This is a genomic window from Proteus sp. TSJ240517 (genome assembly GCF_047921575.1).
GTDB lineage: Bacteria > Pseudomonadota > Gammaproteobacteria > Enterobacterales > Enterobacteriaceae > Proteus.
Genome location: NZ_JBLRMH010000004.1, coordinates 217,235 through 243,082, shown reverse-complemented (window position 1 = coordinate 243,082; position 25,848 = coordinate 217,235). Strand labels below are relative to the sequence as shown.

Annotated in this window: 33 protein-coding genes; all 33 read right to left on the bottom strand. The window is 40.3% G+C overall.

Going from position 1 to position 25,848, the window contains the following annotated elements; translation table 11 throughout:
- Window positions 1–5 precede the first annotated feature (5 nt).
- Window positions 6–3,314, bottom strand: coding sequence for a phage tail tip protein (locus ACNARN_RS09115; RefSeq protein ID WP_416304385.1), 3,309 nt, complete (start codon window positions 3,312–3,314; stop codon window positions 6–8).
- Window positions 3,314–3,712 carry a DUF6950 family protein gene (locus ACNARN_RS09110; RefSeq protein ID WP_416304384.1) on the bottom strand — a complete coding sequence of 133 codons (399 nt, stop codon included), beginning with the start codon at window positions 3,710–3,712 and terminating at the stop codon, window positions 3,314–3,316. The genes ACNARN_RS09115 and ACNARN_RS09110 overlap by 1 nt, the downstream gene beginning before the upstream one ends.
- Before the next feature lie 61 nt (window positions 3,713–3,773).
- On the bottom strand, window positions 3,774–4,235 hold the full coding sequence (locus tag ACNARN_RS09105; RefSeq protein WP_261260717.1) for a YebO family protein: 462 nt from the start codon (window positions 4,233–4,235) through the stop codon (window positions 3,774–3,776).
- A 27-nt stretch (window positions 4,236–4,262) separates the two neighbouring features.
- Window positions 4,263–4,844 (bottom strand): hypothetical protein, encoded by a 582-nt coding sequence (locus ACNARN_RS09100; RefSeq protein ID WP_416304383.1) that lies wholly within the window; start codon window positions 4,842–4,844, stop codon window positions 4,263–4,265.
- Entirely contained in the window at window positions 4,844–5,440 is a 597-nt protein-coding gene (locus ACNARN_RS09095; protein WP_072063872.1) for a hypothetical protein, read from the bottom strand. The genes ACNARN_RS09100 and ACNARN_RS09095 overlap by 1 nt, the downstream gene beginning before the upstream one ends.
- Window positions 5,441–8,710: a phage tail tape measure protein gene (locus tag ACNARN_RS09090; protein WP_416304382.1), complete on the bottom strand. Its 3,270-nt coding sequence runs from the start codon at window positions 8,708–8,710 to the stop codon at window positions 5,441–5,443.
- 43 nt (window positions 8,711–8,753) lie between these two features.
- On the bottom strand, window positions 8,754–9,026 hold the full coding sequence (locus ACNARN_RS09085) for a DUF4035 domain-containing protein (RefSeq protein WP_416304381.1): 273 nt from the start codon (window positions 9,024–9,026) through the stop codon (window positions 8,754–8,756).
- 2 nt (window positions 9,027–9,028) lie between these two features.
- Window positions 9,029–9,442 carry a hypothetical protein gene (locus tag ACNARN_RS09080; protein WP_139654074.1) on the bottom strand — a complete coding sequence of 138 codons (414 nt, stop codon included), beginning with the start codon at window positions 9,440–9,442 and terminating at the stop codon, window positions 9,029–9,031.
- An 8-nt stretch (window positions 9,443–9,450) separates the two neighbouring features.
- Entirely contained in the window at window positions 9,451–10,152 is a 702-nt protein-coding gene (locus ACNARN_RS09075; protein WP_197269976.1) for a hypothetical protein, read from the bottom strand.
- A 9-nt stretch (window positions 10,153–10,161) separates the two neighbouring features.
- Window positions 10,162–10,503 carry a tail completion protein gp17 gene (gene gp17 / locus ACNARN_RS09070; protein WP_416304380.1) on the bottom strand — a complete coding sequence of 114 codons (342 nt, stop codon included), beginning with the start codon at window positions 10,501–10,503 and terminating at the stop codon, window positions 10,162–10,164.
- 4 nt (window positions 10,504–10,507) lie between these two features.
- Window positions 10,508–10,978 carry an HK97-gp10 family putative phage morphogenesis protein gene (locus ACNARN_RS09065; protein ID WP_349459201.1) on the bottom strand — a complete coding sequence of 157 codons (471 nt, stop codon included), beginning with the start codon at window positions 10,976–10,978 and terminating at the stop codon, window positions 10,508–10,510.
- Entirely contained in the window at window positions 10,971–11,300 is a 330-nt protein-coding gene (locus tag ACNARN_RS09060) for a phage head closure protein (RefSeq protein WP_349420488.1), read from the bottom strand. Before ACNARN_RS09060 ends, ACNARN_RS09065 begins: the two co-directional genes overlap by 8 nt.
- An 8-nt stretch (window positions 11,301–11,308) precedes the next feature.
- Entirely contained in the window at window positions 11,309–11,635 is a 327-nt protein-coding gene (locus tag ACNARN_RS09055; protein ID WP_416304379.1) for a head-tail connector protein, read from the bottom strand.
- Window positions 11,635–11,859, bottom strand: a complete 225-nt coding sequence (locus ACNARN_RS09050; RefSeq protein WP_416304378.1) for a hypothetical protein — start codon at window positions 11,857–11,859, stop codon at window positions 11,635–11,637. Before ACNARN_RS09050 ends, ACNARN_RS09055 begins: the two co-directional genes overlap by 1 nt.
- 52 nt (window positions 11,860–11,911) lie before the next feature.
- The gene (locus ACNARN_RS09045; protein ID WP_416304377.1) at window positions 11,912–13,126 is read right to left on the bottom strand and encodes a phage major capsid protein; all 1,215 of its coding nucleotides are present in this window, start codon (window positions 13,124–13,126) and stop codon (window positions 11,912–11,914) included.
- Between the two features lie 11 nt (window positions 13,127–13,137).
- The gene (locus tag ACNARN_RS09040; RefSeq protein ID WP_161770174.1) at window positions 13,138–13,989 is read right to left on the bottom strand and encodes a head maturation protease, ClpP-related; all 852 of its coding nucleotides are present in this window, start codon (window positions 13,987–13,989) and stop codon (window positions 13,138–13,140) included.
- A gap of 4 nt (window positions 13,990–13,993) precedes the next feature.
- Window positions 13,994–15,325, bottom strand: a complete 1,332-nt coding sequence (locus tag ACNARN_RS09035) for a phage portal protein (protein WP_416304376.1) — start codon at window positions 15,323–15,325, stop codon at window positions 13,994–13,996.
- Entirely contained in the window at window positions 15,325–17,058 is a 1,734-nt protein-coding gene (locus ACNARN_RS09030) for a terminase large subunit (protein WP_416304375.1), read from the bottom strand. The genes ACNARN_RS09035 and ACNARN_RS09030 overlap by 1 nt, the downstream gene beginning before the upstream one ends.
- A gap of 3 nt (window positions 17,059–17,061) precedes the next feature.
- Window positions 17,062–17,535 carry a phage terminase small subunit P27 family gene (locus tag ACNARN_RS09025; RefSeq protein ID WP_164526124.1) on the bottom strand — a complete coding sequence of 158 codons (474 nt, stop codon included), beginning with the start codon at window positions 17,533–17,535 and terminating at the stop codon, window positions 17,062–17,064.
- 162 nt (window positions 17,536–17,697) lie between these two features.
- A complete protein-coding gene (locus tag ACNARN_RS09020) occupies window positions 17,698–18,045 on the bottom strand; it encodes an HNH endonuclease (protein ID WP_416304374.1) in 348 nt (115 codons plus the stop codon).
- A 773-nt stretch (window positions 18,046–18,818) separates the two neighbouring features.
- Complete coding sequence (locus tag ACNARN_RS09015; protein ID WP_416304373.1) at window positions 18,819–19,211, bottom strand: hypothetical protein; 393 nt, start codon at window positions 19,209–19,211, stop codon at window positions 18,819–18,821.
- Window positions 19,212–19,301: 90 nt separating this feature from the next.
- The gene (locus tag ACNARN_RS09010) at window positions 19,302–19,502 is read right to left on the bottom strand and encodes a hypothetical protein (protein WP_416304372.1); all 201 of its coding nucleotides are present in this window, start codon (window positions 19,500–19,502) and stop codon (window positions 19,302–19,304) included.
- A gap of 89 nt (window positions 19,503–19,591) precedes the next feature.
- Window positions 19,592–20,053: a lysis protein gene (locus tag ACNARN_RS09005; protein ID WP_416304371.1), complete on the bottom strand. Its 462-nt coding sequence runs from the start codon at window positions 20,051–20,053 to the stop codon at window positions 19,592–19,594.
- A gap of 2 nt (window positions 20,054–20,055) precedes the next feature.
- Window positions 20,056–20,214: a hypothetical protein gene (locus ACNARN_RS09000; RefSeq protein ID WP_416304370.1), complete on the bottom strand. Its 159-nt coding sequence runs from the start codon at window positions 20,212–20,214 to the stop codon at window positions 20,056–20,058.
- Window positions 20,196–20,666 carry a lysozyme gene (locus ACNARN_RS08995; RefSeq protein WP_416304369.1) on the bottom strand — a complete coding sequence of 157 codons (471 nt, stop codon included), beginning with the start codon at window positions 20,664–20,666 and terminating at the stop codon, window positions 20,196–20,198. Before ACNARN_RS08995 ends, ACNARN_RS09000 begins: the two co-directional genes overlap by 19 nt.
- The gene (locus tag ACNARN_RS08990) at window positions 20,666–20,935 is read right to left on the bottom strand and encodes a bacteriophage protein (RefSeq protein ID WP_036904926.1); all 270 of its coding nucleotides are present in this window, start codon (window positions 20,933–20,935) and stop codon (window positions 20,666–20,668) included. Before ACNARN_RS08990 ends, ACNARN_RS08995 begins: the two co-directional genes overlap by 1 nt.
- A 100-nt stretch (window positions 20,936–21,035) precedes the next feature.
- A complete protein-coding gene (locus ACNARN_RS08985) occupies window positions 21,036–21,380 on the bottom strand; it encodes a hypothetical protein (protein ID WP_416304368.1) in 345 nt (114 codons plus the stop codon).
- Window positions 21,381–21,447: 67 nt separating this feature from the next.
- Entirely contained in the window at window positions 21,448–22,464 is a 1,017-nt protein-coding gene (locus tag ACNARN_RS08980; protein ID WP_416304367.1) for a DNA-methyltransferase, read from the bottom strand.
- Window positions 22,465–22,536: 72 nt separating this feature from the next.
- Window positions 22,537–22,731, bottom strand: coding sequence for a hypothetical protein (locus ACNARN_RS08975; RefSeq protein ID WP_185901986.1), 195 nt, complete (start codon window positions 22,729–22,731; stop codon window positions 22,537–22,539).
- A 156-nt stretch (window positions 22,732–22,887) separates the two neighbouring features.
- Window positions 22,888–23,559 carry a bacteriophage antitermination protein Q gene (locus ACNARN_RS08970; RefSeq protein WP_416304366.1) on the bottom strand — a complete coding sequence of 224 codons (672 nt, stop codon included), beginning with the start codon at window positions 23,557–23,559 and terminating at the stop codon, window positions 22,888–22,890.
- A gap of 27 nt (window positions 23,560–23,586) precedes the next feature.
- The gene (locus tag ACNARN_RS08965) at window positions 23,587–24,612 is read right to left on the bottom strand and encodes a DUF968 domain-containing protein (protein ID WP_416304365.1); all 1,026 of its coding nucleotides are present in this window, start codon (window positions 24,610–24,612) and stop codon (window positions 23,587–23,589) included.
- Window positions 24,609–25,412 (bottom strand): KilA-N domain-containing protein, encoded by an 804-nt coding sequence (locus ACNARN_RS08960; RefSeq protein ID WP_416304364.1) that lies wholly within the window; start codon window positions 25,410–25,412, stop codon window positions 24,609–24,611. Before ACNARN_RS08960 ends, ACNARN_RS08965 begins: the two co-directional genes overlap by 4 nt.
- 18 nt (window positions 25,413–25,430) lie before the next feature.
- A complete protein-coding gene (locus ACNARN_RS08955; RefSeq protein ID WP_416304363.1) occupies window positions 25,431–25,817 on the bottom strand; it encodes a RusA family crossover junction endodeoxyribonuclease in 387 nt (128 codons plus the stop codon).
- Window positions 25,818–25,848: the final 31 nt, after the last annotated feature.

Genomic DNA, 25,848 nt, shown 5'->3' with positions numbered 1-25,848 from the left:
TTTCCTTATTGCTTGCAGGCTAATAGTGTTATTTTGAAATATCTATCTTCGCTGTCATACCTAAATACGCCGGGCGTATTCGCTTTTAACGTTGTTGATGGAGAATTCCAATAAGTAAATTCTTTATAATTCCCACCATTTTTAATTTCAAAGAACTTATCATCGTTTAACCATAATCGACACCACTTACTATTATGTGTCGTCGCTATGGTGACTACTTGAATAACACGGTCAAAAGATTGTGCCGGTATTGTAATTGTTTCTCCATTACCAAGAGAATAAAACTTAACTATGTCACCTTCGATATTCTCCACTTTTAAAGTGCCCTTAATCTCACAATCCTTGTCAATAATCACATTATTCATTGTGCCTTTAGTGGCTTTAATTTCTCCTCTAAATTTTGCATTCTCAAATTCAGCATATCCATTTTTATTAATTATCCAGCCTGATTTCCCCGCCACATAATTATTTGATTGAATAACATTCCCTATTTTTGCATTTGTAATAGAGCCATCTTCGATAAATAAATCTCGAATAAACAATTGCCCATTTTTGGCATACATGAATAATTCCATCTGGCCATTTGATGGGTTATACCAAGCGAAGTTATTCGCGTTGTAACCAAAGAATGATTCGAGCTTTCCATTCTTAACTTGAGCACTAATCACTTGCCCTGCTGCATTGTATTTCACGTTGTTATGAACAATCGTGATATTAATTGAGTGTGTGACAACGCCATCACCAGATTGCTCAAACGTAGCCTGCATTTTCTCTTCAATCATGCCTTGTTGTTCGCCAAATTGCACTTGAACCTGTTTTCTATCTTCAGCAGAGGCTTGGTTTGCTTCTGAAATGGCTTTCGTGTTGGAGATAACGTCCGCAGCAATACGCCCCATCTCCTTATCTGTATTGCCTAACTTCTGATTAGTGTTAGCTAAATCTTGGTTGGTACCATCAATGCGTTTATTTGTTGCATCATTAGTTGTTTTTAACTCTGTGCGAATTTCAGTTGATGTTTGCCCGATCGCTTTATCTAAATCAGAAATCGTTGTTTTAACTTCTTTAATTTCAGAGTTAAATGTATTTTCTGCATTATCAATTGATGAGTAAAGCTGAGTAACGGTTTGGGCCCAGGCTTCTTCTTGAGTTGCATTAGCCAACCATAACTCATTAATACCCGCTTGAGCTTCGGCGTGTTTTACTAACAACTGTCTGAAGTTACGATAACTCGTGTTACTTAAAATAATTGCGGTCTCAGAGTTCCAATCAAGTTTTTTATCAAGCTCTTTAAACGCATCCGTTTCTCTAACTGTGTTATCTAAATCATCAAAAATATCTGAGGGCAATGAAACTGGAATACCAGAAGCTTCTACGAATACAGATTTGCCATAACTATTGATGGTTCGGATATAGAAATAGTACGTGTTACCAGCTTTTAAATTCTCCTGCGTCCAGAAGTTTCCTTGGCCAACTTTGTTTGCTTTGTTGATCACTTCATTTTCAGAGAGGTTAGCGAGTTTTTTATCACTAAACCAAAACTCAAACGTATAACCAAAGACAGCACTATCGCCCTGTTTAGGTGATGCCGTTAAACTGAACATACCCGGCGTTATTTCAACACCTATCGGTGCTGGCGGTGCCTGAATAGCAAAATCACTGATAGCAGGTGCAGACATAGCACCAGCGACATTAATTGCTCTCACTTCGACACGATAAGTGCCTCGAGTTAAACCATTAATATCAACACGCTCACCCGGTACTTGAATAGACTGTATAACCTTTCCATTCTGGAGAATATTAACGGTGTTATAGCGAATATCCGATGCCACGTTCTGCCACGATATATATCCTTGAACAATGTCTGTGACAGAAAGTGGAACAAAGGCTAGGTTAATAGGTGCTGCTACACCACCGGTGGGTAGTTTAGTGAATGGGGGTCTAACAAAGGGTTTCCCAATGACGTCTTCATATAAATAAGCACCATCTTCTTCTAATGTCAGAGAGACACCATCTAAAGCATGGAAGGTCCATTCAGCAATACGAAACTCAAGACCACTAATATTTAAAGAAGGTAAATCTAATAAAACAACTTCACCAGGGCGATACGCATAACCATCTAAATTCATTGTCAGTTGAACACGTCTACCAGCTTTCTTTTTGCGCAAGTATTGTCGTGCTAGTCGCTGTGCTTGATAAGGACTGGTAACAAAGCGGTAATCAACATTTTCCCTGATTTCTAAACCATCCTCTTCTATCCATTCATTGACAATAACAGGCGTAAAATCTGTCTTAGTATAGAGTTGCTCAGCATCAATGAAAGTACCGTACACCGCATTAGTGGCATCTTTTAGCCCCGTTTCAGGAGTACAAGTTACGGTATCAATAAGTTGTGATTCTGTAATAGTTTTCAATGCTGGTCCATAATATGCACCAACTTGAATACCGTGTTTTCCTGCGGTGAATGTCGGTTCCGCGTTAATACATTTGTGCATTGCTTCCAATACACTAGATGGACTTTCATTTAGATCATAAGCACCATTTAATGTGTATCGGCGCTCTGAGCCATTTTCAGCATCACTTACGCTTTCATCGCATAAATCCGCAGATTGTTTAAAACTTTCAAAATCAATATCGCTATCAGGAACCTTTAAATAATCTCTATAATAATCAAGAATAACTAGAGCTCCATTATTCGACCATTGTGTTTCCCCTGTACGCGGATCGAAAAGTTCTTTACCCCAAATTTCACATTTCACATTGGGTAAACCATAAGGGAATTTTTCTTGGTCAAATGTGAGTGTCACACGTAACCAAGCCATACCTCGCCCAATCATATCCTCTTTCCATGATGGGCAGTTTTTTAGCATAAAGGGATCAGCATCTTTCCTATCGTTATGTAATTCCCACGAAGCCTTGTCACCAAAAGTCTCAATGAGATCATCACCAAGCCAAATTTTTCCCACCCTATCGATAGGATGCCCAGCCAAAGCAAGCGCCAATGTGATTTTTTCATTTTCCTCTTGTTCTCCTGGTTCTTCTTCAGCAAAGAAAAGTAATCCAGAAGCAACGGTTTTCCCAACAATGACGGTTTCTGACGCAGAAGGAGAGCGTAACATTTGCTTGCGTTCGCTAGTGTCACGATAGTCCATGGAGGGAATTTTCGGTTTGAATATTAAAGAGCCGGCAACTTGAACTGCGATACCTGCCGACATTAATGCTATACCTAACGGCGCGGTGATCCCACCATTGAACAACCCTGCGATCATCAACCCAGCACCAACCACTTTTGTAAGTAATCCACCACTACCACCCATTATTCCACTCTCCACGCTTTGATAGGGTTAATTTTCACGGGTCTAACACCAATAGAAGTAACTCCCCAATAATTACCCGCCCATACTACGGCCATGCTGTCCCCGTCATCACCCTTGAACATGACAAGATCCCCACGCTGTACAGAATCAACAGAAATAGATTTAAAGTAGTGGGAAACCGCCTTATCAAGTGATCCAAATTTAGATTTGATAAGGTTGAAGGCTTCTGCTTTGGTTTTGTATTGCCCAAGAAAGAGTTTTATTGGAGAGAAACCACATTGTGCGTAAATACATTCAGAGGCAAAAATACAACAGTCAAATTCACCCCATGAAAAAGGGCGACTCATGGCCCCCCTTATGGTTTCTGGTAACTGGAGTGTCCAGTTTGGTTGTTTCATTAAGGCCTCTTAGAAAACAAAAAACCCACCGAAGTGGGTTTGTAAGAAAAATAGAATACTATTAAAAATTTATATTTTGCTTAAATAATTCGTTAGCTATCTTCTTGTTTTTAGGTGGTAACAGTGAAAACTTTTCATTTTTCAACATGGTAAATAAATCAATAGCCTCACTAATTTCATCACCTTGTGATTTTTGTCTTTCAATATATTTATTACCATATTTAGCAAATTTAATAATCATTGATTCATTTAACTTACCATCACTTGAAATAATATTATCTCCGATAACTTGTGCTTCACGAAAGTAATCAATGACCAATTTTTCTTTTTCTTCATTACTAAGTGTAATTGAAGATGACTCTAATAATGACGTTAGTAATTCAACTTGCCTGCGGTTTTTTTTATCAATAGCCTCTAATAATTCCACTACTCTATCGGCTCTAACACTGGCTCTATTTAAGAAAAACCAAAACACAATAGAGATTATTAAAAGAATGATGTACACAATAAAGAATGGATCCATGTCTTGTCCTAATTAATAAAATAAATGTTACTTATAAATGAATGCAGGCGCGTCTTTCTTACTACCCCAATAAATAGCCCGCTCAGCCATTTGAGCAACATACCGAAAGATGCGATCACCCTCCCTTCTTGATGACCATGATTCATCAGTGAACCTGTCAGGCAAACCGATTGACCATCGTTCAAATCGATTAGAAACATTAACACAAACTGCATTCTCTTCACCAGAAACGACACTAATTGATGAGATCTGCCCGACAAACAATATTTCTGCTAACAATGGTTTTCCATCTTCCCCAATCGCCACCATCATTAATCGCACTTCTCTCCCTCGGCTTTGTTCATTCATCACCATACCGACAAGGGACTTGTCAAAACCAGCTAGTTTAAGCTGTAATTGAGGTGGGCTTGTTGTCTTGTTTTCATTAAGTTGACTGATTTCACCAAGACTTCCTACACCTAAATAAGTTTCTCCTGCAATCACAAGCTGACCAACGCCAGTATGCGCACAAGTGACTCCTGATTTTAGGTTTAGTCGAGCGGCAAGCACGATATAAGCACCTTCGTTAATTGCTTTTACCATACCGTCAGAAAATGGATGATATTGCATTAATACAGTACCTCCTCAAATGAAAGGGTAACATTAGAATATCCTAGTCTGCGGTGTTGAAATTTCCCCTGCTCATTGTCTGATAATCGAAAAACCCCAAAAGGGGCTTTGATGATCACCTCTTCGTTCAATGCAGGTGGAGTTCTGAGCATAGGAGAAATTGAAATGACAGCTCGACCTTCGTTGTCGCTAACAACATCCGCTACTACCATTTTCAACTCATTCCCAATTGTGAGGCGGTCACCCTGCTGTAAAACGCGCATATTTCGCTTCCAGCCTGATGTTTGCAAAACACTACCAGACTGCCCAGCAGAGGAAATTTTAGGAGTGCCGTACCCTTCTTTCCCTTTTCTAATCCAACTCGATATTCTCACTCTTCCTGACATACCATCAAGTGCGGCAACAAGAGCCTCAAGTTTACGTGATTTTTCTTCACTTAAATTACTAAACGTTAACTCACAACGCCAACGGCTCCCCGGAAAACGAACTGTTTGACTACTGCCATTAAACGGAGAGGTGAACGTTTTACTATTACTGAGTAATTGCCAATCTTCATTAATAGGGCATACATCTTCTGGCCATGCTAAAATATTCATCTACACTCCTAACGTTCTACGTGCAGTTCCATTACTCTGAAAATCTTGCAATATAATCGCCCTTGCTTTTTGTGCACCAGCTTCTGTGCCTTGTTCTGCAGCTTCTTTCATTGCTTGAGCAAGAATAGCATCACCGTTACCTGTCACCGTAATTTGGTTTACCACTGTGATATTAACTCCTGATGAAGATGATGTTGTGACTGGTGTTGACGGCACCTTTCCTGCCAATGAACCAACAAAACCACCAGAAGCATAGCCCTGTGTCGAATTCATCAAGCGATAAAGATTGCCGATCCCTAATTTTGCTGTCGCTTCTTTTGTGAAGACAAACTCACCACCATGAACAACGCCTTTAGGTTCAAACTTCCCGCCATTGCCCGTATATCCGCCATACGCAAAAAGTCCTCCTGGTCCTCCACCAGCATCGCCACCGCCAGAAGCTCCGCCCATAAAAAAGCTGGTTCCTGCTTCAATCGCTTTGAAAACTAACATCTTCATCACCATACGAGTAATGTCAGATATCACAGCATTCGCAAAGTCTTTAAAGCTACCTTTACCCGTTAAAACAAAATCAGCTAAAGAGTCAGACATATTATTCAAAGCATTAGCGGTTACATTTTTAACGTTTTCCATCACATTGGTAGCGGAATCACTAAAATCCGAAAGCCCCTGACTTAAACCTTCAACAGGATCTAATTTCATTAATTCGCGTTTTTGTAATTCGGCATCAATCTTTTGTTTTGTGAGTTCGACATTGCGCTGTAAGTTTGCGAGTTCTTTATCTCCTAAATCCACACTGGCTTGCTTATACAGCAGATCAACTTCCCTCAAAGCATTTAAGCGCTCCTGTTCTGCCCTTGATTTTCCTATCAATGAGGTTTCAAATTGCATTTGCTCAACTTCTTTATTGCGATCATAAGCAAATTGCGCAACAGCATTAGCACGAGCCATATCATCAATGGCTTTAGCTTTCTCTTTAATAGTTTCGATTGCTTTTGGATCAATCTTTAATATTTCGTCGAATTTTTCTTTATTCTTTTTGATATCGGCAAGTGCAGAATTATATTCATTAAATGAAGATGTGGTGCCATACAGTTGAATACTCTGTCCATCTGCAATTAATGAAGCTTGTTTTTCTTGTAAATCAGAAAGGAGTTTTGTGTACTGTTTGGCATAATCAATGCTTGATTTTGGCGTTTTAGGTGGTTTGATTTTTTTAGATTGTGAGGCAAGTTGTGCGTCAATTTCAGCCTGTAACGCTTTATCATAGCCTTGCATATCAGGCGTTACTTTTCTACTAGCGAGAACATCCTCAGCGTTCAGTTTAGCTAATGCTTCGCCAGTAGCCTTAGCTTTTTCAATAGCTCGGAGAGAGGCATCTATTGATTTTTGAGCATCAGCAGATACGATGATTAAAGAATTCGCTGAAAACTGTTGTTGCTCTTGAGTAGCTGAGCGAATAGATTGCGCTAAATTATCAAAAGCAGAACCTTGTAGATGAAGTTTACCGATTAATTCATCAGATCTAACAGATGCATCATAAATACGACTTGCATAAAGCGCATAGGCATTAGAAACCATTCCATTTTTTTGAACTTCAGCATCAAGCAATAATGCCATTTTTTTACGTATAACTTCTAATTCTCTATTCTTTGTTTCAAGATCAGCTGTTACTTGGATTTCGTCCTTCCTAGCCTTAACTACTTCCGCTGAAAATGACTCGTAATCTCCTGTATAATAAAAAGAGATGCCTTTATTTGCTCCACCAAAATCTGCTGATTTTTTTAAATCCTCTTGTTTTCTCTTTAGCTCTTCTATTTTTTCAATTTGTGCGTCAAAACTATCAAACAATTTACCTATTGACGCCTGACGCTCTGCGTCACTTAATTTCTTCAATGACTCTGTTGCAACGTCTAATGATTTGGCATACTCAAGAGCCTTTTGCCTTGATTGCTCAGCTTGCTGTTGCCACTCATAATAGGCCATTGCGCCTGCCGCCAATAATCCTGTTGCGATCCCTAATGGACCACCAAGAAAAGCTAGTGCGCCTCCAAATCCACGTCCTAATGTTGAACTGGCTCTTTGTGCTGCATTCAATCGTTGTATTGCTAACGTTTCGGCATTTGTGGCCGATACAATAATTGATGACTGCGCTTTCATCCGCATTCTAATGCTACTGCGCTGTGCTTCTGTCTGAGCTAATTGGAGTTGTGCTTGCAAAGAGCGCATCTCAACACGAGCTAATTCTAACTCTGCTGTCATTTTGGCTTGCGTCACTTTAGCTGCAATCAGGTCTTGCTGAACTTTTAATTTTGTTGCTGTGGTTTGCGCATAAGTAGCTTGAGTCCATTTTGTTATTTTTATCACAATAGCCGTAACTGCTAATGCTTCGACTACTTTCATTACTTCAGAAAAATTATTAGATAATGCAGAAAGACCTACATTTAATAACTGAGTTGCGCCAGTGCTTTGATTAGCTTCACCGACAAACCTCGTCATTGCTGACTGCAAATTAGTAAATGATTGGCTAACAGTAGTGACGCTAGTAGCAAATTTTTGGTCAACAGAGGCTTTTACTCGTTCTAATGATTCAATAACTTTTTCTATTGAAGTTTCACCATCTTGAGCTTTTTGTTTTAACTCTCCCATAGAGATCCCCATACCTTCAGCAATGGCTTGTGCTAAACCGGGGATTTGTTCAATAACGGAGTTTAAATCTTGCCCACGTAACTGGCCTGCAGCTAATGCTTGACCAAATTGTGTTAAACCCGTTGCTGCAGCTGCTGCGCTGGTTCCAGAAAGAGAGACGGCTTTAGATACCGTTTCAGTCAGTTCTGCTACTTTTTGCTGATTAATACCTAATCGTTCTGCATTATCAGAAAAACGCTGATAAACCTGCGCTGTTGCATCGAGTGATTGGTAAGTTTTTTGGGCGATGGTATAGACATCATTGGTTGCTTTATTTAATTCTTGAGTGCTCTTTGTAACTAACTTCAATCTGTTTTGTAAGTCCGTCCAACCATCTGCATAACTGATCACCTGATGAACAGAAAGTGCGCCTGTCACTGCTTTAGCAAAACTAGCAAATGACGAGGCTGATTTTGCTGTTTGTGATGCCATACGTTCTTGTTGAACAGTAATAGACTGCAGGCTCACACGAACACTTTGATTAAATCGTTCTGTTTGATGCTGACTACGGTTGATCGCATTGGTGAAACTAGCCGTGTTCAGTGTTAAATCAATATTTAATGTTCCCAATGCGCCAGCCATAGAAACTCCTTAAAAACAATAAAATAAAAGCCCCACTAAGGGGCTAACGATGAGCTAAAACATTCTGAGTAACACTATCCCACTCTTCAGCTTCTGTGGGCTTTTTCTTCCACATGGGCATGAAGTCAGTTAATTGAGGTGGGGTTGATTTCGGATCGCAATTTGCTATTGCTAAAAGATGAGCCACTTGTGCTATTCGGTAATCCTCTCGCCATAAACCAAAGGGTTGTTTGCGATAAAAGGCTTCATATTCACACAAATGGCTTTCTGGCATTTGTTCTATTTCAGAAAGGGTTTTACCTAATGCCAACGACAATATTATTTGGAATTGTCGTCGGTCGGTGAGTTTTTTTCGTTACCTCCCTCCGCATTAAAAACAGCATTAGAGAACCCTTGCCCTAAGCGATTAAGACCTTTTAGGTCCTCTTCATTTTCAGCATCAAAAAGGAGTTCCCCTTTTTCATCACAGAGTTTAAAGGCAAGCATACGTGCCACATCAAACTCGTCATAAACACGGTTCACTGCTTCATTGAATTGATCAGCATCCTCTTCGTCTAAATAAATATCTTGCTCTTCTGCAAGCTTAATTTTTATTTGACGTAATTTTCGCTGAATGTAATTCATGGTGCCAACATCCAGTTCTTTAACATAAAAGGTATTATCTAGATAAGTAAACGGAGTGATTTTAAGTGCTTGATTTAACACTAACTCACGTAATAATGCGCTTGACATAGTGCCCCTTATTTCGTTTTGCTAAGATTAGTTTTTTGTACAGAAGCTAAAGGAACATTTAAATAGTCACGACCAGACAATTTAATCGACACACCTGAGTCCATCATCTGTCCAACGCTCCCCTCAATGTTCATCCCTGTTTCTATTGAACCGAAGTAGAACATGGCGCCTTCATCGCGAGTGAGCACCATTTTTACAGCAAATTTTTCTTTGCTATTTTCATACTTACGTAATAATCGCTGAACAGCACTAGAGCTATACTGCAAGAAGAACGTTAATTTAATTGAGCCGTATTCAGTGTCACCCGACTCATATTCTTTGCCGTCACTGCAAATAGTAGTGACATCAATTTGTTCAGTTGTTGAGCCATCTTTACTGAAGCTTTTTACGGCACAGAAATTATTTGACCATTGAATTCGTTGTGCTTTTGCTTCGGTGAAATCGGTGGGTAATGTTTTCTCGCTCCAATCCACTTCATCACACAACGTCACCTTATCACCTTCAACACTGGCGACTGGAAAACGTCCATCGAGTTCACCTAAACCTGATAACACAATCATGTCATCAGCTTTTAATTTACTCCCTTCAATTGTGAGTGTGGCAGGAGAGAGTGTCGCAGCAGTAATGCTCACCTCTTCACCCAACCCTGTTTGAACAAACAACTTCGTGCCAAGGAAGGGAGTTGCTTTATGACTTTTTTGCTTTGCCATATCAATATCCTATTTATCTGATGAGATAATAAATTCCAGAATGAGCCGATGTAATTTGACATCGGGTTCGTATTCGAAAAACGTGTTAATGCGCTGAGAAAAAGGAATGCTTTCAGTCATAACTGAGTTTATTTTCTTACGCATTACGGTGAGGTTTTTGGGATTAGGGTCGTACACATCGAGCTGGACGCGATAATTATCAAGATCCATCTCAGCAAGCGCGTTATTTGGTGTAATGCTAGAAAATTGGATCACTATAGCGGGGTAAACCAATTTACCTTCAGGCAATACCTGAAAAAAAACCCTTTCATCGACTAGCGGTGAAAGGGCTTCCTTTAATTGATAAATCATATTATTACCTTGTTTTCTCAATTTCCTCTTTTAACGTTTGAACAATCACTTTTGCGGTGGCTTCTTTTTTAGCTTCAAAACCCGGTCTCATAAAAGGTTGAGCCGGCATCTTTGAAGTACCAAACTCAACAAACCACCAATAAAAGGGATCATTCGGGTTCAATGCTGCACTTTTTCCTGTCGCTTGTTTGAATGCAGTGATTTTTTTACCTGGTAAAGACTTTACCCAGATACGTGTTTTTGTTTGCCCGTTACGCTGTACCTTTGTTTTAGAGCGAACGTTACGCTTAATTGTTCCCTTGCGTCGATGTGGAACATCTTCTTTTAAAATAGGGACACGGCTCTTAATTTCCTTTTTTAATGTCGATGCCCCTGCATTCATTGCTTTGCGTGCGCTACGGTTTCTAACTTTGCGCGCAACTTCTTGCATTTTTCGTTGTATTTCAGGCAATCCACTGATTTTAATCTCACCCATCATTAACTCCTTCCTTGCACATCAGTTGTAGCTCTCTGTGTTGCTCTTTCGGATCAATAATTGAGATGATATCGAATACCCTTTCACCATAAATGATGCGCATTGACGTATTTATTCCTGATACGTAACGGATCAGAATTCGTGTGCTGGCTTCGCTTTGAACTTGCTGTGCCTGAAAGTATTCACGACCCTGATAAGGTGCAATAGAGGCTCGTACCTTAGGTAAGAAATCCTCCCAAATCACTTCATTACCGCTAATGGCATCGGGTGCTAATGTCGGTTTTTGTATTTTAATGACATGCCGTAATTTTCCAGCTTGCATACAACCTCCTACACACCGTAAATTCGATAAGGCTGTAATAACGCTTCCACCGCAAAGGGTTGAGTTGAAAAAGAGCGTCCTGAGATCACACCTTCGCGATTTTCATACCACTGCCCAATCAGTAGTAACATGGCTGCTGAAACATCATCTGTCAGTAATAGATGATCGACATCTTCTTGGTATCCCTCCGATACTTCTTTTTCATAAAGCGTCCTGCGAGTGTAGTTCTCGACAAATTTCACTGCAGAGTTGGTATAAAGAGCGAGCAATTTATCATCATCCGTAAAATCAGGATCAATATTGCAATGTTGTTTTACTAATTCCAGAGAAAGCATTATTTCTCCTTTTTAGCCTTGGTGTTTTTTTTAGGCTCAGGCTCAGGCTCAGGCTCAGGCTCAGGCTCAGGCTCAGGCTCAATAGCAGGATGTACAATTTCCATTTCTTTTGCATAGCCTTTTTGAATTAACTCACGCCCATGTTGTTCTAAGGTTTCAATCTCTTCCCCCTCAGTAACAACGACACCACCAAAATAAATGGCACGTAATACGATTAACTTCATATTGCCCCCAAAGAAAAGGCGGTCATAAAGACCGCCTCATTCGCCCTATTGGTTATTCCCCTGAAGCTGGTACGGTGAAGTCACCGTAAACAAAGGCTTCTGGGCGTTTTACTGCTAACGCTAAACGCTCTTCGCAACGAATTGAGATCATATTTTTCTCAAAATCGTCGGTATTTTCAGTAGAAATCACCACATTGGTTTCTTCACGATCGAATAACTGCGCACCCGCGTTAAATGCCCCTGTTAAGAATTTACCTTTAAAGGCCGTTGATTCAGTAGCAACAACAGGTAGTCCCCATAATGTTGGGCCAATTAATGCAGATGGGTTGGCAAGAATGTAACGCCCTAATGAGTCTTTGGTTAATTCAATTTTTGCCCAATCGATAAAATGCAAAACATGCCCCGTGGCAGGCAGTCGAGCTAATTGCGCTTGCAGCATCGCAAGGCGTAAATCATCAATGCCACTTTGCTTTTCTACACTAAATTCAGGTTTGTATTTAGAAGCTTGAGGAATAATGCCATGTAAATGAGCACCGGATCCGTCACCAAACAAGATTTCTTGCTCTTCAACGAACTTCAAGCCATAACGCATTTCAGCATCAACTAAAGACTGCAGTTGTGCAAAGTCATCTAGGATTTGTTTAGAGGCTTTGAACATATGAGCAATGGTGGTTACTGGTGTGATTTTGGTTGCAAATTCAATATCACTGTAAGGCTTAGCGGTATTTTCTGGTACCACAGAAGCTTTATTTGTAAAGCCCGTCTGCTGAACCCAGAAAATAGCTGGTGAAGTTGTTTTGCCCGGCGCAATCAGATCACGGATAAATAAACGCTGTTTTGGCGCAACATCAATACCAGGTAAACGTTGAGGCTCAACAACACCTTCAGCCACACCGGTTGAAGTTAATGCGGCTTGCACTGGAATAGAAATGCGCTTACTTGATTGAATGCTAGAATTAATTTCTTTCAGTACATCTGCAGAAATGACTTGCTGGCCAATTGTTTTGGCTGCTTGAACCGCATTATTCAATGGCATTTGTGCTACATGTTGCTCTAATTCACCTAATGAAGCTTTGAGTGTTTTTTCAGATTCACGCAATGCATTCAGTTCTGTTGCCATCTTATCTACTGCGGCTTTAGTTTCATTGCTTAAACTACCGACTTTTTGGGCTTCTTTTAAGGCCTCTTCGGCTTTAGCATTAAATTTACCGTTGGCTTCTTCAATTTTTGCCGATAGATTTTTTAATAATTCATTTGTATCAGACATAATGTCTCCAATTAGTTAGCTGTGGCGAAGGCATTTACCGCCTTTTCCAATTCAGAAAGAGTTTCAGGATTAATTTCAGAGGTAGCGCTTGGCGTACCGTGAGGATTGGAAGTAGCGCTCGGCATACTTCGTGTTAAAGCACTAATAAGTTTTCTACGCTCAGAGCGAGAAGTGTGCGCCTTAGCAAGTAACGCATCTAATTTACGAATGGCGGCTTGTGGGCTTTCATCACCATCATCAACGATATCTGCAGTAAGCAAATTATCAGCAAAGCCTTTCTCTATCGCCTCACTCGCGCCAATATAGGTCTCGTCGTCCATCATCTGACTCACGACTTCATTTGATTGCCCACTACGTGCCACATAGATATCTGCCATAGATGTATCAAAAGGGGCGAGATCATTAGCTAATTTTGCAAAGTCATGCCGATTACCCACACCGACAGCCCAACAGTTATGGATCATCAAAAAGGCACCTCGGCCCATTTTTATTTCATCCCCTGCCATCGCAATAATGGACGCAGCGGAAGCGGCAATACCTAAAATATTGACGGTCACTTTTCCACTGTGAGAACGAAGTAAGTTATAAATGGCTAACCCTTCAAACATATCGCCACCCGGGCTATTGATATTGACAACCACATCATTATTTCCAATGGCGTGAAGTGCGGCAGAAATACGTTTTGCGGTAACCCCCTCCCCCCAATAATCTTCACCAATCACATCTAATATTGAGATGGTGTTATCTGTACTTGATGCACGAATACTGCTATTCCATTTATCCAGTGCTTTGGATTTCAGCTCGTAGCTAATCGATGCGCAGGGGCGATCCTCCAGCGCAACTGGCAAATGACTTTTTTTCATAAATTTACTCCTCAGAGTGAGGTTGATTGGCTTGAGAATGTGGGGCTACAGGATTGCTTTCAGGAAATAACCAGTTGGTGATCTGCGCTTTAAGTTTTTCAGCTTCATTACTAGAGACTTCTTGTCCAAGCTGATCAAGAGGCGTTAAATTAAGCTGAACAGTGTAAATATCACCACCCTCAATCGGCGGTAAATTCTCTAGTCGTCTCACATCATTTCGACTCATCCAGCCATTTTGTAATGCCGTTGTGTAGTAAGCAGAACGACCTGCACTGTCAGCCCGTAATAAACCTTCAACAGAGAATTCAGCATAATAATCATCGCCGCCATTCAATAAGCATCGGCTAATTTCTTGTTCTATATTAACTAAAAGAGGTCTTAGCGTATTAGTAAGAAACTGCATATTCATACCTTCGACGCTCGATGCCCAACTACTTTGTTTATCCATATGACCCACCATAAAGGGTGGAACACGAAACCATCGACAAATCTCTTCAATACTGAATGTTCTACTTTCTAGCATTTGAGCCGCTTCAGGATTCATGGTGACATTGTTGTATTTCATCCCCCCTTCAAGCACCATCATTTTTCCCGCATTTTTTGAACCCACAAAGCTTAATAAATAACTTCTAATTCGTTCTCTTTGTTCTTCATTAAGCGGTTGTTCAGCAGATAAAAAACCCGAACTTTGCAATCCATTTTCAAATATCTTAGCGGCTGATTCTTCAACAGATAATGCAGCACCAATAACATCACGCCCTATTTTTACGGGGATCATTCCGCAAATGCCATCCATGCCAAACCCACGAATGTGCATAATGTTATTAATAGGGATAGTTCGTATTTTTTGCCCTAACGGATCGGTGTATTTATATTCGAGCATACCCGTTTGCTCACTGCGTTTAACCGTCATGTTTTGTGGCAATAAAGGCTCTAAAGCAACCAACTTTGAGCCAATATACTTTTTCTCAATAAAACTATTACCACGCAAACAAAGGCTAGCAACAACCATTAACATAAAGCGGGAAGGCGTCATTTCAAAGTTAGGTTGCTTGCAGAGCAATCTATAAATAGGGTGCTCTTTCGCTAAGCTTCTTGAGCCATCACTTTCACTTTTATAAATCTTGATCGGTAATGTTGATATTGATTCACTAAGCAATCTTACACATGCCCAAACCGCAGAAAGTTGCATTGCTTTATCTGCTGTTACGACTTTTCCACTACTGCTTGTGCCACTCCATTCTTGCCAAAACTCTCCACTGGTCAGCGAAATGGGTACGCCCAACCAACTAAGAAGCGTACTTTTAATGCGCCCTGGTTTTTTATTGTGTTGCATTAGATACCTACTATGATTGGGTTATTTATAAATCCTGAGATATCGGGTTTATCACTGCCTCCATTCACCAATAATCGACTCATGCCTGTAAATAGTGCAACAGGGCCGTCTATTTTGGCTTCAGGGGTTGATTTATTAGGGAAAATATTGTCGTTTTTATCTGGTTTAACCGTGACGTTCGACATCATCCAGTTCATAACAGGGTGTTGGCCATGATGAAACTTACCCGCATAAACCAGTGCTTCAATCTCTTTCATGGACTCAGAAAAGTTACGCACCGTTTGTGCGACTTCTACAAGGGGTAGCCCTTCTTCAGCCAGTGATAAACTAAATTGTGTCGCACTCCACGGGTCAAAACCCAGTTCGTTTAAGTTCTCGCCCGTCACCCATTCGATGATTTCTTCTTTAATTTGAGCATGATCGACAACTTCACCATCGGTTAATGTGAGATGCCCCATATCAGCCCATTTACGATAGAGTTCTGCCATTTGTTTAGAACAACGCTCAAGTCGGTCTTCAGGTAACCAAAACTTAAAATCAGCATGAACATGACCGTTATCGGGCTGTTTCCATACTTTAGCGGCCGCACAAATATCAATTTTATTAGCAAGGTCAACACCAACCCATAACGGATAAGTTTGTAATTCCTGTTGTGATGCGAGTTCAGGCGCATTATCCCACTTCATCATATCCATCCATGAAGATTCAGCCGTGACCCAAATATTCATGTGTTTAGTGAAGAAGTTAATCCGTGCAGAAACCTGCTCTTTGGCTTTCTTGGCTAAACGGCGTAAATCATCCCAGCGCTTACAAACACCGAGACCCGGATTCGCTTTTTGCCATACGGTTTCATTAAAGGGATCATCGTCTTTATCTAAGGTATAAATAATGGCGAAAAACGAGTCATCATCCACTTGGCCACGAAGCACTTTAATACCGTAATCTCGCAGTTCGTAACAAATCCCCTCCTTATTAAAACCGGCTGTGGTGATCCCAAAAAGAAGAGACTGCAGACGCGCACCGGTAGCGGTTTCTAATACATCCCATACATCACGAGTTTTGTGTGCATGTAATTCATCAACAATGCCACAATGAATATTTAAACCATCAAGGTTATTGGCATCACTGGAAAGCGGTTCAAACTTAGAGGCGGTTCTTTCTTGATAGATAGCGAGTTTATTAAACTCAAATAAACGTCCCAATGTCGCTTTGGACTTCTTCAGCATGTTCTTCGCATCTTCAAATACGATACGAGCCTGATCACGCGTTGTAGCTGCTGAATAAACTTCGGCACCGCCCTCACCATCAGCACCGGTCATATAAAGCCCAATACCTGATGACAATGTGGATTTTGCATTTTTACGTGCAACTTCGTTATAAGCTGTGCGGAAACGACGGACAAAGACAACATCACCGTCTTCATCCATAACTTCTTTACCCGTTTGTTCATCAATTAACGGAATAACAAAGCCAAAAATATTAATTAAGATAAATACATGCCAAGGCATTAAATCAATGGGTTTACCGGCTAATGCTCCTTTGACATGAGGAATAAACCTATAAAAATCGAGTATGTGCTGTGCGCGATCTTCAATGAAATAGATGCCACGCTCAGGCCCATGCTCTAAATCATTCAAAAACCGTTGGCACGCTAAACGTACCAGTTCGCACGCAACAATTTCTCCAGCAACCACCTGTTCGGCGTACTGAATTCCATCTGCTACGATTGCCATTCATCATTTGCGCTTTTTCAAAAATGCCTCAAAAGGATCTTCTTCGGCAGGAGTGTTCATAGTGACTTTTGCTCGAGAAGCGGGAGTCATACCAAATTCACTTAACATGGCGCGAATACGTTTCCATGCATCGGCCTTCATTGCTGCGGCTGGGTGAGCTTTTTTTAATTTATCGCCCATCGATGATATGACATCGTAGGTATAACCTTCTTCATCGAGTGTCTCGCAATGTTGTCGATACTCAACATAGGCTTCGACTAACATTTCTAATGCTTTAGCATCGAGTGTGCTCATCACGCCCAATGCGTTTAATTCTTCGCCCATCCGCTTAAACCAATACTTTCCCCGCTTATCAAAATACTTCGGAGTTGGGGGTACCCCTGAAGGGGGCTTTGGCTCTTTTTTATTAATCGGTCGTTTTGATGGGTTCCCCCTCACCAATTGCAGATGTGACGGGGTTTTAGGCGGTCCAGCCATAATAGAAATCTCCTATCAATAATCGCTTGGGGTTCCCCAAAAAAAGTTTTCTAACCTGCGGTGATGTGAAAAGAGGTAAGGGGGCGGTCCTATAAGGCGAAAGTGGTAGAGATTTGACCCTCCCCTCCCCTATGAATAATAGGGTTGCTTTAAGCTACGGAATTATTTCCCTTCCTTTGCTGTCTTAGTTCTATGACATGGAATACATAACGACTGTAGGTTGTCTTCTGCATCGGTACCCCCATGTGCTTTAGCAATGATGTGGTCCACCGTTTTTGCTTCAGTGGCTCGTCCTGCTCTTAAGCACTCTTGACACAGATACTTATCACGCTTGAGTATACGTGCTCGTAACTTATCCCATTGGGTACCATAACCACGTTGATGACGAGACTTACCACGCTGGTGGGTTTCCCATCCTAAGTTCTGATGGTCTTCACAGTAACCGTTACGTTCTATTGTTGTCTTGGCGCATCCCTGTTTACGACACGCTCTTGGTATGCGAGGTGGCATGTTATCTCCTATAACCTAAAGAGGAGAATAATCCTCATTGATTTTAAAGGTGGGATTTCTCACCTTTACTTCTGACTACACCATGTTCGATTAATAGCATCAGACGTTGTATCTACTGAGACTTTTAATTGAATAGTGTTATCTGACATATCTATCTCCAATAAAAAAGCCACCAGCGGTTAACTGATGGCTATCTAAATAAACTCTATCAACGCCACTCAATGAATGACGTTTGTAAAATTAATTATGTCTCTCCATAGTCACGCCATTTCTTCTCTCATAGCTGACGTTGCTACTCGTACTAGAATTGAGTGGATTCATTGTTTTTGATTCTCACTATGCGCTCGCTGTGAGGTAACTCAGGTCATGGCTAACATAGGAGACAGCGACAACGCTACACCTTCTTCTGTTGGCACGAAATAAGAATAGCAGTATGATTAATGGGTATTTATTTTTTACTTAAATTTAGCCACCCTGTGTTGCTCCATGTTCACAGGGTTATTTTTATCTTGCGTTTTTTATTTAGGTAAAAAATAGGTTAATCAGAATTATCAATCTGGTATATATACTTACTTAAGCTATACTAAGTAATTATAACTATACTTTGATTGATATCTTGTTAGTATTGCCCAGCCCCCATGCTGGGCTTTTTTTTATTCTTTCGGAATGCTTTTATCCAGTTCTTCACGGAATTGAGTTGGGTTATCGAAGCCTTGTGCTGCCATAATATTTCTCCATTAAAAAGCCCCGCTATTGAGCAAGGCGATTGTTTTCTATCGAACTACTTCTACGGTATGTCCGTTTGCGTCAGTTATATAAGCTGATTCACCCTTGTAAATGAATTCAAACATCTGCCCGTTAAATTCTTTCATATTCGGGTGAGTGATTGACTCACATTCTGTAACGATGATTGCAATGCAGTCTTTCTGCACATCAACGTGATTAATGCTCTTTTCGCTAACAATTAGCTCTTCTTCCTGTATCGCTTTTGTACACTCAGCATCTTCGTAAACCGCTGGAGTCTCAATAGCGTAATCAGGGTTTGACCAATTTTTAAACTTATCAAGTAACTCAATGAATCGAGAGCTACCCAGCTTAATTATTGATAGACTACTTTCGCTTCTGAGGCTTACATCACCGTTAACAATAGTTTTTAAAGTAAACATATTTTCTTCCTGTTTCTGTTGGTATAAAAAAAACCCCTAATTACTTAGAGGCTCGTTGTTGTTCAATTTCCCGTATTGCTTTCTTATCTGTTAACGCTTGAGCTTATCAATCTCTTCACGGTCAGGGTGACGATAGTTGAGGATGTAATCAGGTAACTTTGTCAGCCTACCATCGCCGTTACGCCCAGACACTGAAACTGAGCTGACTACTGATGATGTATCAAAAGTCTCATCGTATTCATACAATAAAGCTGCCATTTTATCTTGCCATTCAGTGGGCATTTCATGCATGAGAACTCTTGGTATAACTAGGAATGATGCATAAGACAATCCAAACCAATCCCACAGCTCACCGCTATTTTTTGGCTGTGTTGCTTTACTCATTTTAAACACTCCGTTCTAATGTAATCCTGCAATCCCAATGTTACTTGCTCTGACTGTGCAATTCGCTCTCGGAGTAACCAATAATTTCTGATAGCGGTGTCAGTAGGTCGGGCGGTGGTTGCATCATCCATGCTGGTGGTGGGATTGCTGGTGCTCTTTGGACAGTTGGCTTTGATGTACACCCGCTCAGGATTACGCTCACTAATATCACGCAAGCGACTAATTTCATTCTTTGCATTAACAAGCTCCTGTGTGTGCCTTGTATCAAGTTGATTTAGTCGCGCTATGCGCACTTGATAGTCAGTATTGATAGCCTTCTGCTCTTCAAGTGTTGCAGTAAGCTTTTTATTGTTTTCTGCCAGCGTGTTAATTTTTTCAGCTTGTGTATTAATCAGAACGCAACCACCAGCAACAATACCCACCATCACAATGACTATGTAAAGTTTCCAGTGCTTCATAATTAGTACCGATGATGTGAGAGAGCTACCTGACAGCGCTTTTCTAAACTGGCTTTATCGTTAACACATGAATTATCAATTGAGAGATAAATACCACCAGCTACCGTGATGAGTAATACGAGGATAAAGCTGATAATGATAATTAAAGGTTTCCATGACATAGTGCTGACTCCGCATCTCTACGACTGACTAGCCCTCGCCAAACCTTTCCACCCGCATAAACCCAGCGTTTCATTTCTTCACAAGCGCCATACTGATCGCCAGCATTTAATTTCTTTAGCAACGTAGAACGCGCAAAGGCTGTGGAACCCACATTAAAAGCAAAGGAATATAGAGAAGCTTTTGTTTTATCTTCCAGCGGTACTTTAACCAGGATATCAACTTGTTGTTGCGTTCTGATAAAATCTTTCTGAAGTAACTCGTCACATTCTTGTTGTGTGTATGTCTTACCTTGAATAATGTCTTTGCCTGTATGCCCATAACAAACTGTCAAAACACCTGCCACATCACGATAAGGTTCATAACGCACACCTTCAAAGTAACCAATCACGGTTATCGCAATACTTACCGCACCAGCACTCGCAACTGCAGCTACCTTCTGTTTTAGATTCATTAAATGTCCTTTTTAGCTTTAGTCAGCATCTCGCCAACTATCTTTTCTATGTCTTGCGGATCGCTAGAACAATTTCGATGAACTAATTCAGCAAATAACGCTGTTCGTTTCCGTTGTTCTCGCTGTGTCATAAAGTAAGTTGCTAATCCAAGGAGCATGCTGAATCCCATCCCTATTACAAATCCCCATTCATAAAGTGAGAGGCTTGCAAAAAAGGCAGTTAAGCCAGCTGTTCCGTAGGTAGCATTGGTCAATTTTTCCATGCGCATATACACCCCCTACGGAGTGTCCGAGTTTAGTTAAAGGGATGCAGACACACAGCTCTTGTGTGAAGTGATTAGTGTGTGATTGATACTGTGGTCGGCATATTTAGGAAAGGATAATTCTGGCGAAATTAACTCCGCCCATATGATTTAGTTTTTCATGCATAAGGAGTTTATTGCAGAACATGTGCTGGTATATTTTATTACCACAATTTTTAAACAACCCGCTATGATTAGTTAGGTTGAGAAAAACATTAATATTGCAACCTGTTAGAATTACATCAATATAACCATCACTACGTTTTACATAATCATTATCTTCTGCAAGCTGAAATAATCTTTTAGCTGATTCATAAACATTCGCTTTTATTTTTGCTCTTTCAATAACTGCCTTTCTCCGTTCTTCGGCTATATACCGATCATTGATTGCTTTTAAATTATTAATCGTCATATCAGCCTCTAAACGAAACAATGTGAACCATCCGGAATTACCGGATAGTTGAGCTTGTAAGTAACTCTTACAAGTTCGTTTTTATTTCTTTCTCTGTTTGTTCAAAGCGCTCTTTCTCAAGCTCAACACCTAAAACCTTTCGATTAAGTTTTAATGCTGCTTTCAGAGTTGCGCCTGATCCCATAAAGAAATCAGCAACCAGATCTCCCTCACGACTGCTAGAACGAATAATATGTTCCATCATGTCTGATGGTTTCTCGCAAGGATGTTTGCCGGGGTAATATTGAATAGGGGGATAAGTCCACACATCTGTATAAGGTACATCTGCAGTCACAAAGAATGGTCGTCTTAATAAACCATATTCTTTTATTAACTCTTGGTAGTCTTTTTGTAAAGTGAGTTGTTCTCGTTCTAACTCACTAAAGTGACGAGATAACGGTGATAGTTTTTCTTGTTTATCAGCAATATGTGTAAACAGTGTTTGTAACTTTTTATAGTCTTCCTCGCTAGGTAATTGCCACTGACTATTACTGAACCAATGACTGCACATTTGCTTACCTGTTGCTTGGTCTATTTCTTTTGCACTCACCTGCAGTGCTAAACGAGCATGTCTAAAATAATCAATCAGAGGATTAAATACGCTCTGCTTTAGCTCTTTGCATTTTAAAGAGAATTCAGAACCTTTGGCTGTAACCGGTCTCTGATAATGTTCAGCGAAAAGTATTCGTTCTGTTGAAGGAAAAAAGGCACGGAGACTTTCTTTATTTTGTCGTCTCCATGGACCTGATGGTTTAGCCCAAATAATATGGCTTAATACATTAAATCGCCCACGAACGAGCAATTCAGTATCTGACGCAAGTTTAGATCCACAGAATAAATACAAACTGCCATTGGGTTTTAATACTCGCCAAAATTCAGCTAATACCTCATCAAGCCAAAACAAATATGCCTCAACACTATCCCACTGATTATCCCATGCACACGATTTCACTCTGAAATACGGTGGATCAGTCGCAATTAAATCAATGCTATTTTCGGGTAGTGTTTTCAATACAGAGAGTGCGTCGTCGTTAAATAGTTGCATCAGAAGTCCTTTTCTACGCAATAAAAAAGCCGATGACTGTTAAGCCACCAGCTTTATAAATTCTTTATATTTTTAGGCTGTACGCATATAGCTATTTCCTTGCTTTGCGACAAACCCTGCTATTTCAAACTGAGTTAATAAAAACTCACAATTTTCATTACTTAACCCAGTTTGATTTGAAATTGCTTGTACTGTTTGCCAATCACTTTTTGAGATTGTTTCAAGTACACAACTTGCCTGTGTTGTCATATCACTCTGTTTTAACATGATATTTTATACCTTTGGTTAGTTATTGTGCATAACTACACATGTAACTCTGACCAAAGAGAACAGCAAGTCTTATTAACAAAAAACCCCGCAATAGCGAGGTTATAAACAATTTTGGCAACATACCAAATTAGGCTTAAATATCACCTATTTTGTTCATTTTTGCAAGTTGTCGTGACTATTTTTATTAATCAGCTCTATTCTAACTCGTCTCATGGAAAGTAATGCCGACTTATCTAACTCACAACAAATATCTAAAAGGCTATTCCAATATATATCATAATTCATTTTCCAATTATTACGCTTAACACCCACTAAGCGAGCCAGATCTGTTTGTGAATAATTACGCCCAGTGCAAGTCTGAACCGATAACCAGACTAATGATCTTAGTCGTTCTTTAACCTTTTTAGTTATCTTTTTACCTTTATGCTGTTTTTCAAATTTAGACCACACATGAACACTGATATTAACTTGATGCTCAAATTTCAAACTATACCCATAACAATACATTATCCATGAGTGTTGTTCTTCACTTAATGCATTGATAGCCCTACGCCATGAGCATAATAAAAAATCCACAGGCTCTATCATCGGTTTTGGTGTTCGACGACAGCGAGTTTCTAATACATAGATTGGATCAGTATCACGACAAACAAAACGACCATTTAATTTTAAATCTCGCATTCTAACTCTCGGTGTTGCTCTCGTGTCTGTTAACCCAAAATCTTCAAATGCTTCTAACTGACCTTTTGTTGAAGCTCTTAAGTTTGATGTAGCTATCGATGCCATATCACTTAAATACTCCAAATCATGCGCATAAATTGGCATATTTCCTCCACTCGTGCCGTACACACGTTAAATAAATGCACCGATACCTAATGAACGGTTTAAAAAATGAAATAACAATTCGAGTTGATTGCCGTGAGTGGCTTCCCATTGTTTTGGGTCACGGTGTAGCTCGTCATGGTGAATGCGACATAATGGAATAGTGAATAAGTCGTGAGCCTTAGTACCCATACCGCCCATGCCATGACCGATAATATGGTGCGGATCATCAGCCTGTTGCCCACACACGCAACACGGTTGAGTCTTTACCCATTGCAACCATTGGGTATTTTCCCAACGTTGCATTTTAGGTTTAAGAAGAAATGACGCTGGTGGCTCAGGATCAACAGCAACTTTAATAATCGGCTTTATCGCATCTAAACGCGCATTCATTGCGGATAGTGCCGTTACGTTACTTGGAATAATGTCAGATTCAGGAAAACCGCCGTGAACTCTGCGTTCTTCTTGTTTATCTGACCAATTTAAAATCTGGCGCAATATTGCTTCTGGCAATTCATCAACCAAGCTATGCATTACTGCAAATGAGAAAAAATCAGGAATAGTTAGCTGGTGGCCACTATCTAATCTCAATCGAAAACGAATAGTGTCTAACATCCAATTGATACGATTTTTATGAGCTAATTCAGCAACCCACCCAGCAGATGAATTTCTAATATGGTTATCATGATGCCAACAAGTGCGGATCACCCCAACCTCGTGAAAAGTCGTCACTAACTCATGGTGATGGTAATTATCTTCATCATTATCAATCTGGCAGCACTTGATATTACGGATAACCCACGTATCCATTGGTGCCACTTTATCTATTGTGTGGATCACTTTTTTGCTATTGAGAAATTGGACAATGTGCTTATTGTTTAAAATCGGCTGTTCATCACCCGTTAATGCGCCTGAGGGCAACACATCTAAACTTTTTGGTACATCACTGATGATCACACGATGGTGCTTCTTAAATTGCTCGAGTAATTCAGCACCCGGTTTAAGTAACACAACACCAAGTTCTGGTTGAATATAAGGCGTTAATAATAATTTCATGCACTCACCTGTTTATTCAACATCACCATGCGGATCAACTCATCCGTTTTACTCTCAAAGAAATGCGGTTGGGTTTCACGAGGATTATTAGGGCTAGTCATATTCTTACCAAACTGACACCCTCTAGCAGTAACAGACCAAAACTCTTTCATTTTGTTAGCTGTTTTCGTGCTTGGACGTGATAAACGCTCAACAATGCCTAGTTCGGCTAATCGCTTATAGGCTTGCTGTGCTGAAATAGGTAAGTTGTGTTTGTTGATCAATGTTGATAATGCAACTGTTGGACGACTGGAACCATCCATAGATCCACTTGGTGCATCAATCGCATAAACAGGGGCTAATTCGGGTAAGCCTGCCATTGCTTGTAACTTTTGATAAGCCCCTAACTTTGATGAATTCGAGAAATTTAAACTTTTAGACATTGACTCAAGCAGTATTACACCCGCCTGAACCTTATCACTGAGTTTCTCTTGGTGCTGTTGTGTCACTAGGACATCAAAGGTACGGATCACTTTTAAATGAAAAGATGCACTGATCCACATTGCATAGGCGTAAACCAATTCTTTGCAAACATAAGTACCTTGATTATATCCACCAGCCACAGTGACAATAGGCGCTCCTGTGATCTCAGGAGCGGTCGAAATTTCATCAATTAACTCTTTAGTTTGAGCCAGTGAACTCCAATTCGATGGCTGATGGCGCTTTTCACCACCCGATACTCGATGTAAATCATTTAAACAATAACGACCAGCTACATCTCTGCGAACCTGAAAACCATCAATAACAATTAATCCATTCATGCTATTTCTCTCCACGTTTTACTCGTGACCGTACATCACGCTTTTACCATGCTGACGAATGGTTATTTCAAGCTTCCCGCCTTTAATAACGTCCATCCATTCAACATCCATTTTTTTAATCTGTTTATCATCAACCCATACACCGGCATGAGTAAGCGCATCAAAAGGTGCCTTTAAGAAATTATCAATATCTCTGGCTTGTTTAGTTGGTGGATATAATTTCACTGAAACAAACAAATCACTCTCAATAGTCTTAGGTCTACGCTTTAATTGTTCATAGACTGCTGCAATCGCATTTGCTCTAAAGACTCGCCCTTTTGCACTGACTAAGGTTCCTCTTTGGGTATTTCTCCAATAAGTATTTACGCTAGGTGGAAATGGCAACGTGAGCATAAGTTCAGGCATAAGTCCCCCATAAGCCAATAGCCAGCATGAG

Excerpts from the sequence above, each read along its gene's own strand:
- ACNARN_RS08975 (WP_185901986.1), bottom strand. The coding sequence starts at position 22,731 with ATGTTAAAACAGAGTGATATGACAACACAGGCAAGTTGTGTACTTGAA.
- ACNARN_RS09075 (WP_197269976.1), bottom strand. The coding sequence starts at position 10,152 with ATGGCAAAGCAAAAAAGTCATAAAGCAACTCCCTTCCTTGGCACGAAG.
- ACNARN_RS08990 (WP_036904926.1), bottom strand. The coding sequence starts at position 20,935 with ATGCGCATGGAAAAATTGACCAATGCTACCTACGGAACAGCTGGCTTA.
- ACNARN_RS08955 (WP_416304363.1), bottom strand. The coding sequence starts at position 25,817 with ATGCCTGAACTTATGCTCACGTTGCCATTTCCACCTAGCGTAAATACT.
- ACNARN_RS09105 (WP_261260717.1), bottom strand. The coding sequence starts at position 4,235 with ATGGATCCATTCTTTATTGTGTACATCATTCTTTTAATAATCTCTATT.
- ACNARN_RS09060 (WP_349420488.1), bottom strand. The coding sequence starts at position 11,300 with ATGCAAGCTGGAAAATTACGGCATGTCATTAAAATACAAAAACCGACA.
- ACNARN_RS09020 (WP_416304374.1), bottom strand. The coding sequence starts at position 18,045 with ATGCCACCTCGCATACCAAGAGCGTGTCGTAAACAGGGATGCGCCAAG.
- ACNARN_RS09090 (WP_416304382.1), bottom strand. The coding sequence starts at position 8,710 with ATGGCTGGCGCATTGGGAACATTAAATATTGATTTAACACTGAACACG.
- ACNARN_RS09100 (WP_416304383.1), bottom strand. The coding sequence starts at position 4,844 with ATGCAATATCATCCATTTTCTGACGGTATGGTAAAAGCAATTAACGAA.
- ACNARN_RS09035 (WP_416304376.1), bottom strand. The coding sequence starts at position 15,325 with ATGCAACACAATAAAAAACCAGGGCGCATTAAAAGTACGCTTCTTAGT.
- ACNARN_RS09045 (WP_416304377.1), bottom strand. The coding sequence starts at position 13,126 with ATGTCTGATACAAATGAATTATTAAAAAATCTATCGGCAAAAATTGAA.
- gp17 (WP_416304380.1), bottom strand. The coding sequence starts at position 10,503 with ATGATTTATCAATTAAAGGAAGCCCTTTCACCGCTAGTCGATGAAAGG.
- ACNARN_RS09050 (WP_416304378.1), bottom strand. The coding sequence starts at position 11,859 with ATGAAGTTAATCGTATTACGTGCCATTTATTTTGGTGGTGTCGTTGTT.
- ACNARN_RS09015 (WP_416304373.1), bottom strand. The coding sequence starts at position 19,211 with ATGTTTACTTTAAAAACTATTGTTAACGGTGATGTAAGCCTCAGAAGC.
- ACNARN_RS09025 (WP_164526124.1), bottom strand. The coding sequence starts at position 17,535 with ATGGCTGGACCGCCTAAAACCCCGTCACATCTGCAATTGGTGAGGGGG.
- ACNARN_RS09080 (WP_139654074.1), bottom strand. The coding sequence starts at position 9,442 with ATGTCAAGCGCATTATTACGTGAGTTAGTGTTAAATCAAGCACTTAAA.
- ACNARN_RS08965 (WP_416304365.1), bottom strand. The coding sequence starts at position 24,612 with ATGAAATTATTATTAACGCCTTATATTCAACCAGAACTTGGTGTTGTG.
- ACNARN_RS09000 (WP_416304370.1), bottom strand. The coding sequence starts at position 20,214 with ATGTCATGGAAACCTTTAATTATCATTATCAGCTTTATCCTCGTATTA.
- ACNARN_RS09010 (WP_416304372.1), bottom strand. The coding sequence starts at position 19,502 with ATGCATGAAATGCCCACTGAATGGCAAGATAAAATGGCAGCTTTATTG.
- ACNARN_RS09055 (WP_416304379.1), bottom strand. The coding sequence starts at position 11,635 with ATGCTTTCTCTGGAATTAGTAAAACAACATTGCAATATTGATCCTGAT.
- ACNARN_RS09030 (WP_416304375.1), bottom strand. The coding sequence starts at position 17,058 with ATGGCAATCGTAGCAGATGGAATTCAGTACGCCGAACAGGTGGTTGCT.
- ACNARN_RS09040 (WP_161770174.1), bottom strand. The coding sequence starts at position 13,989 with ATGAAAAAAAGTCATTTGCCAGTTGCGCTGGAGGATCGCCCCTGCGCA.
- ACNARN_RS09005 (WP_416304371.1), bottom strand. The coding sequence starts at position 20,053 with ATGAAGCACTGGAAACTTTACATAGTCATTGTGATGGTGGGTATTGTT.
- ACNARN_RS08980 (WP_416304367.1), bottom strand. The coding sequence starts at position 22,464 with ATGCAACTATTTAACGACGACGCACTCTCTGTATTGAAAACACTACCC.
- ACNARN_RS09115 (WP_416304385.1), bottom strand. The coding sequence starts at position 3,314 with ATGGGTGGTAGTGGTGGATTACTTACAAAAGTGGTTGGTGCTGGGTTG.
- ACNARN_RS08995 (WP_416304369.1), bottom strand. The coding sequence starts at position 20,666 with ATGAATCTAAAACAGAAGGTAGCTGCAGTTGCGAGTGCTGGTGCGGTA.
- ACNARN_RS09065 (WP_349459201.1), bottom strand. The coding sequence starts at position 10,978 with ATGGGTGAGATTAAAATCAGTGGATTGCCTGAAATACAACGAAAAATG.
- ACNARN_RS08960 (WP_416304364.1), bottom strand. The coding sequence starts at position 25,412 with ATGAATGGATTAATTGTTATTGATGGTTTTCAGGTTCGCAGAGATGTA.
- ACNARN_RS09110 (WP_416304384.1), bottom strand. The coding sequence starts at position 3,712 with ATGAAACAACCAAACTGGACACTCCAGTTACCAGAAACCATAAGGGGG.
- ACNARN_RS08985 (WP_416304368.1), bottom strand. The coding sequence starts at position 21,380 with ATGACGATTAATAATTTAAAAGCAATCAATGATCGGTATATAGCCGAA.
- ACNARN_RS08970 (WP_416304366.1), bottom strand. The coding sequence starts at position 23,559 with ATGCCAATTTATGCGCATGATTTGGAGTATTTAAGTGATATGGCATCG.
- ACNARN_RS09095 (WP_072063872.1), bottom strand. The coding sequence starts at position 5,440 with ATGAATATTTTAGCATGGCCAGAAGATGTATGCCCTATTAATGAAGAT.